The organism is Paenibacillus alginolyticus DSM 5050 = NBRC 15375, assembly GCF_000422905.1.
GTDB lineage: Bacteria > Bacillota > Bacilli > Paenibacillales > NBRC-103111 > Paenibacillus_E > Paenibacillus_E alginolyticus.
In genome coordinates this window covers 73,767-84,755 of sequence record NZ_AUGY01000028.1, presented here as the reverse complement: position 1 = coordinate 84,755, position 10,989 = coordinate 73,767, and the positions used below count along the sequence as shown (strand labels likewise).

Below are 10,989 nucleotides of genomic sequence, written 5' to 3'. Positions count from 1 at the left end.
AATGGCCCAAAACCATTTGACCAAATCCGTTCTTGTCTTTTCGAAAATCGTTCCGGTGATCACGGTTGTTTGGTGTTGGCAATTCGTACACTCGTAAAGAGGTAAATTACGAGTCTTAATTTCGTAAGCCTTCTGGTGCTGACATTTTGGACAGTGATATCCCTCAGGCCACTTCATCTTGAACAAATGCTGATGGCAAGCTTCCTCGGTTTGAAACTTCTTTTGAAATTGAATAAGATTCATCGATTCTTGCTTTGCCATAAAAATCACTCCCGAACATATGTTTGATTTCATTATACCAAACATTAGTTCGTATTTAAAGACATTCCTGAGCTAACTGGATAATCAAATAAATTTAATATAACCGCTCTGGCCTTCTATTGCCTTCGTTCCCGTTGCAATTGCAACTTTTTGATGATAAAAAGGTTTTGGATTTGCAGCTATTTGCGCAAGAAAAGGTCGATTTATACCATGAACAATGTGATTCTTTTGAATTAACTCTTCCAATTGTCCTGCTGTTACTTGAAAATCGCCGTCAGCATTGTTAATTAACAAATGAGCTGTTAATTTGTCATCCGAGATGGAAATACTTATGTAGAAATCCAATGGCATGTTCCTCTCAAGCATAGACAAACCACCTTTCATTACCTCTAATTATAAATTATGTATCTTGAAATAATTGCGTCTTAAATCGACCTAGTACGCCTTTAAGACGAAGAATTGCTTTCGAATGTAATTGTGAAATACGAGAAGGAGACAAGCACATAACTTCAGCAATTTCACTTAAGGAGAGCTCTTCGAAATAGAATAACGAGACTACCGTTCTCTCTTTCTCCGTTAATCGTTCAATAGCCTTCGCCAAAGACTCCTTTAAATAAAACTCATTAACCTGAACCTCTGGGTTCTTTGCCTTTTCGTCAACAAGTAATGAAAGACGTGTTTCCGAATCTTCCTCACGGATAGGATCATCAATTGAACAAACGGTTGTAATTGAAATATCTTGAAGCATCTGCTGAAAATCTTGCTCACTTATTTGTAAATAGCTGCTGATCTCTGCGTCGGTAACAGATCGTAGATATTGCTGCTCCAGCTTCTGGTAAGCATCTTCGACCTTTTTGGCCTTTTCTCTAACTGAACGAGGTACCCAATCCCCTTGCCGAAGTCCATCAATAATAGAACCGCGAATTCGCCAAGAAGCATAAGTTTCAAATTGCAGTCCGCGTGAATAGTCAAATTTCTCCACAGCATCAATTAGGCCCATCACACCAAAGCTTGATAGATCCTCTCTCGAAACACTTTTGGGAAGTCCTATTGCCATACGGCCGGAAACATAATCGACTAAGGGCAAGTAACTCTCGATAAGCGTCTGCTTAGCGGGAACCCAGCCCTCTTCCTTCCATTGCTTCCATAACTCGATGTTAACTAGTTGGGATTGCTTTTGCTCGATCATGATTTACGATTCACCATCCTTAGTCTTCAGACATTCGCCTTAAGGCACCCGCCAGTTGTTCAGGGTCCAAATTATTCTTGGTGACTAGCTTAGGTGGATTCAGTGGTGAAAATTGCATTTCATTAGATAGTGAAGAGTTATTACTGCCCAGGTTAGCCTTCATCAGCTCACGTGTTTCCTCATCCTCATCTGGTGTGCTCATATCCAATGATTGACCAATGGACGATTCTGTCGAGGGATTCGCATAAGAGGCTCCGCCTGCAGCATGTTCAGCTCCTATCATTACACCCAACACCCATCTAAAACCAAATGTCAGAACGAATAAAATTAGAAAGCTGTATGTACTTTTAAGACAAGTAGAAAGAAATAAATTATTGCCGATCGATAAGGCAAATGTAAATAAGCCCGCCAATGCTGCTACGATGACATTAATTCGCATGGTTCCAATCATCATCAAATTTCCTTTACTCCTAATTGAACACTTCGAATAACCAGGATGCCGGTTTCACTATGAAATTCTATCGTTCGACCGTAATTAGCCCCGGTATCCTCAGCACGAATCGGAATTTTGTATTTATTCAACATTTCCTTACAAGATTCTACATTTCTTGGACCAATTCTCATCGTATCATTATTTCCCGCAAATGCAAACATCTGAGCACCGCCAGCAAGCTTAGCTTCTAGCCTATTCACAGTAGCTCCGAGCTTTTCCATTCTGGAGATTAACTCAGGAATAGCTGTATCCGCGTATTTTGCAATGTTCAGCGAGCCTTCACGAGCTATCTCGGAGGAAGGCAGCATCACATGAGCCATACCTGCCACTTTTACGCGGCTATCATATAAGGTGACACCCACACACGAACCCAGCCCTGTTGTCTTCAACACACCTGTTTGGTGAGCAACATTCAGGTCAGCCATTCCTACTTTAATTAAATTATCTAACGTCATGGAGACTCTACCCCTAATGCCGAAAATATTTTGCCAAACGATTCCGGATCAGGAATTAAGAAGAAATGTCCTTGTACTTCATTTTCCCCTTCCATAAATTTGGTATCAATGAGAAGTGCTTGATCTCCCATTTGGCCAAATTGCAATAATCCATAGCTTAAAATGGCACCAGCCATGTCAATTGCTAACGAAGGGACAGTGGGCTGCATATTCAAATTCGTAAAATCAGCAAGAGAAGATAAATAAGAACCAGCTAGAATATTCCCTATTTCATTCAAAGCAGATAACTCCAGTTCTGAATACTCTTCTTGATTTTCGATATTTAACCCAATCAAATCCCTTAGCATATTTTTGGCAGTTTCTAGATCGAGGATAAAAAACATATTGCCAGGCGCGTCTCCATCTACTCGTAAGAAGATAGCAAGAACCACCGTCTCTGCTCCGCCAACGCTATCGCAGATTTCTTCGAAAGGAAGCATTCTAACCTTTGGAACAAGCATATCAATCGGCTTATCCAGCAAAGTAGATAGGGCGGTAGCAGCATGCCCCGCACCTATGTTACCTACTTCCTTGAGAACGTCCATTTGAAAATCCTCTAAACGGTTAAACACATCCACAAGCTATTCCTCTATTCTTTCTAACTGTTGAAGTTCATCTCGATTCAAGACTTGCTCTAAATTCAGCAAAACAAGCAATCTTTGTTCACCGACACGTGCGATACCATCCAGATACTTAGCTTTGATACCGCCAACAATCTCTGGTGGATTATCAATATTGTCCGTATCTAGGTCGATAACATCATTCGCAGAATCTACGATAAGACCCACTTCAAAGTCACCAGCAGATACGATGATAATACGAGTAGCATCTGAATTAGCTTGCTCTTCAAGTCCGAATCTTGAGCGGAGATCAATAATAGGAATAACAACACCGCGGAGATTAATAACGCCTTTAATAAATACCGGTGCTTTAGGTACGCGCGTCATTGGCTGCATTCTTTCGATCGTTCTAACTTTTTCAACTTCCACGCCGTACTCTTCCGTTCCAAGTGCGAAGACGATTACCTTTTTCTCTTCTCCCATTGTGAAAACCTCCCTAAAAGTATGTACTTATTTAATCAATGCATTCGGATCAATGATCAATGCGACTTGTCCATCCCCTAGAATCGTTGCACCGGATATTGCGAATAGTCCGGATAAATATTTACCTAATGTTTTGAGAACGATTTCCTGCTGACCTATAAATTCGTCTACCATCAAGGCAACTTGTTTGTCACCTTTGCGTACAACAACAATTTCGGTCTCTTCCTCAAGGTCCTCATTGAAATCTGGCACATTAAACAACGTGCTGAGCGAGACAAGAGGAATAACAGAATTACGATACTCCACCATTTTGTTACCGTGAATGTTACGAATCTGTTGCTTCTGAATCGCTGAAGTTTCAACAATGGATGACAACGGAATCGCATATTTTTCACTGCCAAGACGCACAAGCATAGCAGAAATAATAGACAACGTTAGTGGTAATTGGACAGAGAATTTACTTCCAAAACCTAGTTTGGAATCAACTTGAACATGTCCGCCTAACATCTGAATCTTCGTCTTCACAACGTCAAGACCAACGCCACGTCCAGAAATATCAGAAATTTTCTCGGCGGTACTAAAACCAGAAGCGAACAACAAGTTGTAAACTTCTAAATCACTTAATTTCGCTGCTTGTTCTGCTGTTACTAGACCATTCTTGAGTGCAGTCTTCAATACTTTTTCTCTATATATCCCTCTACCATCTTCTTCAATCTCTATAAAGACATGATTCCCACTATGGAAAGCACGCAGTTGAATGGTACCATGCTCACTTTTGCCAGCAGCTAATCGATCGCTGATTGACTCAATACCATGATCCACAGCATTTCGCAATAGATGTACCAGCGGGTCACCGATTTCATCAATAACGGTCCGATCTAATTCCGTTTCTGCACCTGTAATGACCAAATCTACTTTCTTATCTAGCGATTTCGCCAAGTCCCTTATCATCCGTGGGAAGCGATTAAATACCGAATCAACAGGAACCATCCGGAGTTTCAAAACGATATTTTGTAAATCACTACTAACTCTAGACATATGTTCAACGGTTTCGGTCAGATCATTACGTTTAACCTCGCTAGCGAGCTGTTCTAAACGTACTCGATCAATTAATAGTTCGCTGAATAGATTCATTAGCGCATCTAAGCGTTCGATATCTACACGAATGGTACGACTTGCAACAGGAGCCCCACCAGCCGTTGGTTTTGCTGCAGCTGCAACTGGCTCAACATTATGCATGGTTTCGATAGATACCGCTGGTGTGATCGCTTCTGCAACCGCTGCAGCTATTTCTTGTCTTGCCGCTTCAACTTCCGTTCTTGGAGGGGATAATTCGGCAAGCGATTCTGAATCAACTGTGATAATGACAGCCGATTGTATTTCGGAAACGTTCAAAATTTCTTTCTCTAAAGTTGCTTGATCAACTTTAGAAATGAAATAAAGAGAGAAGGAACGATCGAATTTCTCTTGTTCGATTTCTTGTACAGATGGCGTTGCTTTTACAATTTCGCCCATTCTTTCCAATGCATCGAACACCATATAAGCCCGTGCTGCCTTAAGTACACAATTCTCATTCACGCTTACTTCGATATAGAATACAAGGAAGCCCGAGTCAATGGACTGTTGAAGAATAGAAAATTGAAACTCATCCACTTCGATGCCTTTTGCTGGTTCTTTCGCAGCAGTCACTTGTGGAGCTTGTGCGGTTTTATAGTCACCAGTCACGATGGAGCGAAGAGCAACGACGATGGGTGAAACGTCCGCTTTTCCTGTACCACCTTGAATAATATCTTCGACCATAGATTCCAATGAATCAAGACTTTTGAAAATGCAGTCAAATATGAATGGGTTCATTTCAATTTTACTGTTACGTACCAAGTCCAAGACATTTTCCATCTCGTGCGTTAGGGCAGCGATATCCTCGAAGCCCATTGTTGCTGACATTCCTTTCAACGTATGAGCAGAGCGGAAAATGTTATGCACAATACTAATATCCTGAGGATTGCTTTCTAAACTAAGAAGGTTCTCATTCAAAGATTGCAAATGCTCTTTCGATTCATCGATAAACATGGATAAATATTGACTAAGTTCCAAAACCACACACCTCCAATAGAATCATTATGTAACTTGTTTACTAAATTTCATTTAATTAAGTACGCATTCAGCTAATCGAATTGCAATATCCTGCTGTGGCAAAACATGCATCGCAGCTTGGATCTCTACAGCTGCTCTAGGCATCCCATATACGACACAAGTTTCTTCGCATTCGGCAATAGTTGTTGAGACGCCGGACTGCTTCAAAGAAAGCATGCCTTTGGCTCCATCACTACCCATTCCTGTCATCAGGACGATGTGCCGCTTCAACTCACTCATACCAAGCAAGGACTCAAACATGACATCCACCGAAGGACGGTGGCCAGAACGAGGTTCCTCTTTGGTCAAGCGAATTTTGTACGTTTTGTCCGTATCCTTGTAGATGACCATATGCCATCCTCCCGGTGCTACATAAGCTGTTGCCGTTTGGAGCACATCTCCTTCCGCAGCCTCGACTACCTGTATCTGAGAAATGTCATTCAGACGTTGGGCTAATGATTTGGTGAAATTAGGTGGCATATGTTGAACAATTAAAATTGGCGCAGGAAAACCTGCAGGAATATGAGAGATCACTTGATGTAAGGCGCGAGGTCCTCCGGTTGAAGTACCTATGGCTACAAGATGATCGAAATGCGTTGAACCAGGTTTTGCAGTAAGTTTAGTCTCAGGTGCTTTCATCAAATTGGCATTACTCTTGACTATTAAAGGTTGAGTAACCTTCGGAGGCACAGGCTGCTTCGGTACTGGCCTTAACTTCGTTCGAACTGCCATATGCAGCTTCTCATGCAGAAGTTGTTTAACTTTATACAGGTCTAGAGATATGGAGCCTGACGGCTTTCGAATAAAGTCGACAGCTCCCCACTCGAGCGCTTTAATCGTTTCGGAAGCACCCTCTTGAGTTAAGGAACTCAACATAATGACGGGCGTTGGTTGTTCTGCCATGATTCGCTGTAAGGCATCCAAACCGTTCATTATTGGCATTTCAACATCCATCGTAATGGCATCGGGTCGTAATAGCTTCACTTGTTCAATGGCTTCTTGACCATTTTTTGCTGTTCCTATCACTTTGTACTGAGGATTATCTGAAATCAAATCGCTTATAATTTTTCGCATAAAAACGGAGTCGTCTACGACAAGAATGTTATATGGTGCCAAAGCTGCTTCCCTCCCTCTTATGAGCATATTCGACACGATTTGCGAAAATCCTATTTTAAAAGTTTCATCATTTTATTTAAAAAGCCCTTGACACCGGATGTAGGTGTGTCGATTACTCGATAACCATTCATATAATTATCAACTAATAATTGAAGACTACGAGATGCAGCTGAATTCGGAAAAGCAACTGTAAAAGGTATCTGCTTTTTAACCGCCTTAGATACAGCCACGTCATCATCAACGAATCCTAATGTAGGGATTTGGATATCCAAGAATTGTTTAGCAACTAAAGAAATTTTATCGGCCGTGTGCTTGCCTTCCTTTGCATCGGTTACTCGGTTAATCACCAGTTTGAAAGAAACATCATGTCCCATTGAGCTAACCATTTTTATAATGGCATAAGCATCAGTTATGGAAGTAGGCTCAGGCGTTGTGACAACAAATGCTTCTTCAGCGGCAAGAATAAATTTCAGTGTTTCTTTGGATAATCCGGCTCCTGTGTCAAAAATGATAAAATCAACATACCCATTGAGTTGCATGACTTGCTCGGCAAAGTAGTTGAGTTCTTCATCGGTTAAGCGAAGTAAATCATTAAAGCCAGATCCACCTGCTATGAAATCTAAATCATTGTAGCCTTTCTGGATGATTTCCCAGATCGTTTTTTCCTTTTTTAACAAGTGATATAAATTGTATTTGGAGGAAATCCCCATCAGCACATCAATGTTGGCAAGCCCAATATCAGCATCAAAGACAAGAACCTTATAACCTTTGGACTGAAGCGTTAAAGCAAAGTTTAGCGTAAAATTTGATTTACCAACGCCTCCCTTTCCGCTAGTTACGGTAATAATCCTGGTTGCTTTTGTGCCTTTGTCATTCTGTATCTGTACCAGGTTCCGCAACCCTTCTGCTTGATCCTTCATGCTCTAGGTTCCTCCAATAACAAATCGATGATTTGCCACTCATTCATTTCCGTAATATCATCGGGTACGCTTTGACCGTTCGTAACATACGAAAGCTGCAGTGAGAACTCGTGAACAACATTTACAATTGCACCATAGGAGTCCGTTTCATCCATTTTGGTGAACAATACTTTGTCTAGCTTAAATTTATTAAAATTGTTCGTGATCGCTCTCATGTCTCGATATTTGGTTGTTAAGCTCAAAACCAGAATCGTCTCACTATTTCCTTGTGTCTTCAGCAGAGAGTTAAGCTCCGAAACATACATCTCATTTCGAAAATTGCGTCCAGCCGTATCCATAAAAATAACATCACATTCTGCTAGATTATGGAATGCTTTCGCTAAATCCTGCGGTGAGAAAACAACTTCAAGGGGTACATTCAAGATTGTTCCATAAGTTTTTAACTGCTCAATTGCCGCAATTCGATATGTGTCTGATGTAATAAAACCAACCTTACGCTGATACTTCAACACTTGTTCCGCTGCTAACTTTGCTATGGTTGTCGTTTTTCCAACGCCAGTTGGACCTACGAAATGTACCACGCGTGTTTGCGGTGAGATTTGTTTACTGCGGTCAGACTGAAGGACTTGCCCCAGCTTGGTTCGCACGACTTGAAGAGCTGACTCATCGGTGACAGGCTCATCGGCAAGTTGAAAATCGGCCACAACTTCATCCATAATTTGACGGACTAACGCAGGATCAACTTCTTGTTCAATTAACCGGTGTTCAATCTTTTGTATAGGTTCAGGAAGATTTGTCTCCTCTGACGCATGAGTAAGCTTTCTCATCATTTCCTTCATTTGTTTGAGCTCCTCCATGAGGTGCTCATCCTTGAGAATGACTCTATTAGGTGCATTTACCGAAACCGGTGAGTAGGACTGCTGTGAAGCAAAGCTCTTTTGTGTCTCAACGCTTGTGCTAACAGTAACGAGTTCTTTTTTGGCTGAAACAGGCGCAATCACATCTGGAACATCAGGAAAATCAGAGTAATGCGATTGGATTCTTGCAGGTTGCTCTTGACTCATTACTTTCTGCTGTTGAGGCTGAGGTTGCGGTGCAAAACGTTGAGCAGCCCCTCCTGAATTCGTGTTTGCTCCATCAATTGCAGCGATAACTTCAATCTTTTTCTTGCCGAATAGACCAAGAAAACCCCCTGTGCGAATTTCCTTGGTATTGAGAATTACAGCATCCTTGCCTAAATCCGTGCGAATTTTTTGCAAAGCGTCCGGCATGGAATCGACAACGTATCTTTTTACTCTCATAAATTGACTACCCCCATACTCTGAATTTCAACGCTAGGCTCTAATTCGCTATAGGATAATACAGGTATATCTTGTAAAGTTCTCTCAAGCAGTTGTCTTAAATACATCCGAATCGTTGGTGAGGTTAAAATAACCGGCTGTTGTCCAGATTGAATCAATTTAGAAACTTGCTCGCTGACGCGATGATAAATAATTTGGGAAGAGGATGGGTCAAGTGCTAAGTAACTCCCTTGATCTGATTGCTGAACAGAATCGGCAATTTTCTTTTCCACAGAAGGGCCAACCGTAATGACTTTTAGGGAATCACCTAAAGATGTAAACTGTTGAGTTATTTGTCTAGACAATGATTGTCTTACATATTCAGTTAGTATTTCTGGATCTTTTGTGTAGGAGCCATAATCAGCAAGAGTTTCCAAAATCGTTACCAAGTCACGTACAGAAATTTTCTCACGCAGTAACTTAGCCAATACCTTCTGAACATCCCCAACCGATAATACGGAAGGAATAAGATCATCGACAAGTGCTGGATAAGACTCGCGAACATTCTCAATAAGTGCTTTAGTTTCTTGACGACCCAGAAGTTCATGTGTATGTTTCTTAATAATTTCTGTTAAGTGTGTCGCCACTACCGAAGGCGGATCAACAACAGTGTAGCCAGATAGCTCCGCTCTTTCTTTGGTCACTTCATCTATCCATATAGCGGGCAATCCAAAGGCTGGCTCGGTCGTTTCTATACCTGCAATTGAGTCATCATCAATGCCAGGACTCATGGCTAAGTAGTGATTAAGAAGTAGTTCGCCGCGTGCAACGGTATTGCCTTTTATTTTGATGATATACTCATTCGGCCTTAGTTGAATATTGTCACGGATGCGAATAACGGGTACAACAACCCCAAGTTCAAGTGCACACTGCCTGCGAATCAAAATGATTCGATCCAGTAAATCTCCACCTTGTTGAGTATCAGCAAGAGGGATTAATCCATAACCAAATTCAAATTCAATAGGATCGACTTGTAACAAGGAAATAACACTTTCAGGGCTCCGTACTTCCTCAATTTGCTGCTCCTCGACCAATTGTTCTTCTTTGATCGCTTCGCGATCCAAATTCTTTTGCATTCTAAAAGCTGCGTAAATTAACAAACCAGCAATTGGGAACGTCGTGAACCAATGAATTGGTGTGAATAAGCCAAGCACCACAAGAGTACCAGCAACTATATAAAGAAGCTTAGGTTGACCGGTTAACTGTTTGGTGATATCGTGACCTAAATTTCCTTCTGATGATGCCCGTGTAACGATAATACCCGCAGCCGTTGAAATCAACAGAGCAGGAATTTGGCTGACGAGTCCATCACCAATAGTTAGGATCGAGAATGTTTCAAGTGCTTTAGAAAAAGACATCCCTTTCATCGTCATCCCAATAATAAAGCCACCAATCAAATTGATGACGAGGATGATGATGCCGGCTATGGCATCCCCTTTAACAAACTTACTTGCCCCATCCATTGCTCCATAGAAATCAGCTTCTCTTTCAATCTTTTGCCTACGTTCACGAGCTTGGACCTCGTTGATCAAGCCTGCATTCAAATCTGCGTCAATACTCATTTGTTTTCCAGGCATCGCATCGAGTGTAAATCTCGCTGCAACCTCGGCAACGCGCTCAGAACCTTTGGTAATTACGATGAATTGTACCAAGACAAGGATGAGAAACACGACGAATCCCACGACGATATTTCCTTGAGCGACGAAAGAACCAAAAGTTCTGACCACGTCGCCTGCTTCTGCATGCGACAAAATGTTCCGCGTAGTTGATACGTTTAACGCCAAACGAAACAATGTCGTAATCAGGAGTAAAGAAGGGAAGATTGAGAACTGAAGCGCTTCTTTTGTATTCATAGCAACCAAAATAATCATTAAGGCAATCGATATATTAATAATTAATAGAAAATCCAGCAAAGGGATTGGAACCGGTACAATCATCATTAATACAATACCGATAATGCCTATAAGAACCAATAAATCCTTGATCTTCATTTGATTGTA

The 10,989-nt window shown here is 41.4% G+C and carries 12 protein-coding genes; all 12 read right to left on the bottom strand.

Going from position 1 to position 10,989, the window contains the following annotated elements; all coding sequences use genetic code 11:
• The coding region (locus G519_RS0114835; RefSeq protein WP_029195385.1) for a transposase at window positions 1-261 on the bottom strand (261 nt) is incomplete at its 3' end.
• Between the two features lie 84 nt (window positions 262-345).
• Window positions 346-627 (bottom strand): flagellar assembly protein A, encoded by a 282-nt coding sequence (locus G519_RS0114830; RefSeq protein ID WP_029195384.1) that lies wholly within the window; start codon window positions 625-627, stop codon window positions 346-348.
• Window positions 628-661: 34 nt separating this feature from the next.
• On the bottom strand, window positions 662-1,450 hold the full coding sequence (locus G519_RS0114825; RefSeq protein WP_029195383.1) for a FliA/WhiG family RNA polymerase sigma factor: 789 nt from the start codon (window positions 1,448-1,450) through the stop codon (window positions 662-664).
• Between the two features lie 19 nt (window positions 1,451-1,469).
• Window positions 1,470-1,907, bottom strand: coding sequence for a hypothetical protein (locus tag G519_RS0114820; RefSeq protein ID WP_127527777.1), 438 nt, complete (start codon window positions 1,905-1,907; stop codon window positions 1,470-1,472).
• A complete protein-coding gene (locus G519_RS0114815) occupies window positions 1,904-2,398 on the bottom strand; it encodes a chemotaxis protein CheD (protein WP_029195381.1) in 495 nt (164 codons plus the stop codon). The genes G519_RS0114820 and G519_RS0114815 overlap by 4 nt, the downstream gene beginning before the upstream one ends.
• Window positions 2,395-2,982: a chemotaxis protein CheC gene (locus G519_RS0114810; RefSeq protein WP_409372014.1), complete on the bottom strand. Its 588-nt coding sequence runs from the start codon at window positions 2,980-2,982 to the stop codon at window positions 2,395-2,397. Before G519_RS0114810 ends, G519_RS0114815 begins: the two co-directional genes overlap by 4 nt.
• Window positions 2,983-3,018: 36 nt before the next feature.
• Window positions 3,019-3,480, bottom strand: coding sequence for a chemotaxis protein CheW (locus G519_RS0114805; protein WP_029195379.1), 462 nt, complete (start codon window positions 3,478-3,480; stop codon window positions 3,019-3,021).
• A 27-nt stretch (window positions 3,481-3,507) separates the two neighbouring features.
• Window positions 3,508-5,574: a chemotaxis protein CheA gene (locus G519_RS0114800; RefSeq protein ID WP_029195378.1), complete on the bottom strand. Its 2,067-nt coding sequence runs from the start codon at window positions 5,572-5,574 to the stop codon at window positions 3,508-3,510.
• A 51-nt stretch (window positions 5,575-5,625) separates the two neighbouring features.
• A complete protein-coding gene (locus tag G519_RS0114795; protein WP_029195377.1) occupies window positions 5,626-6,729 on the bottom strand; it encodes a protein-glutamate methylesterase/protein-glutamine glutaminase in 1,104 nt (367 codons plus the stop codon).
• Window positions 6,730-6,779: 50 nt separating this feature from the next.
• A complete protein-coding gene (locus G519_RS0114790) occupies window positions 6,780-7,649 on the bottom strand; it encodes a MinD/ParA family protein (protein WP_029195376.1) in 870 nt (289 codons plus the stop codon).
• Window positions 7,646-8,950, bottom strand: coding sequence for a flagellar biosynthesis protein FlhF (flhF, locus tag G519_RS0114785; protein WP_029195375.1), 1,305 nt, complete (start codon window positions 8,948-8,950; stop codon window positions 7,646-7,648). The genes G519_RS0114790 and flhF overlap by 4 nt, the downstream gene beginning before the upstream one ends.
• The gene (flhA, locus tag G519_RS0114780; protein WP_029195374.1) at window positions 8,947-10,980 is read right to left on the bottom strand and encodes a flagellar biosynthesis protein FlhA; all 2,034 of its coding nucleotides are present in this window, start codon (window positions 10,978-10,980) and stop codon (window positions 8,947-8,949) included. Before flhA ends, flhF begins: the two co-directional genes overlap by 4 nt.
• Between the last annotated feature and the right edge of the window lie 9 nt (window positions 10,981-10,989).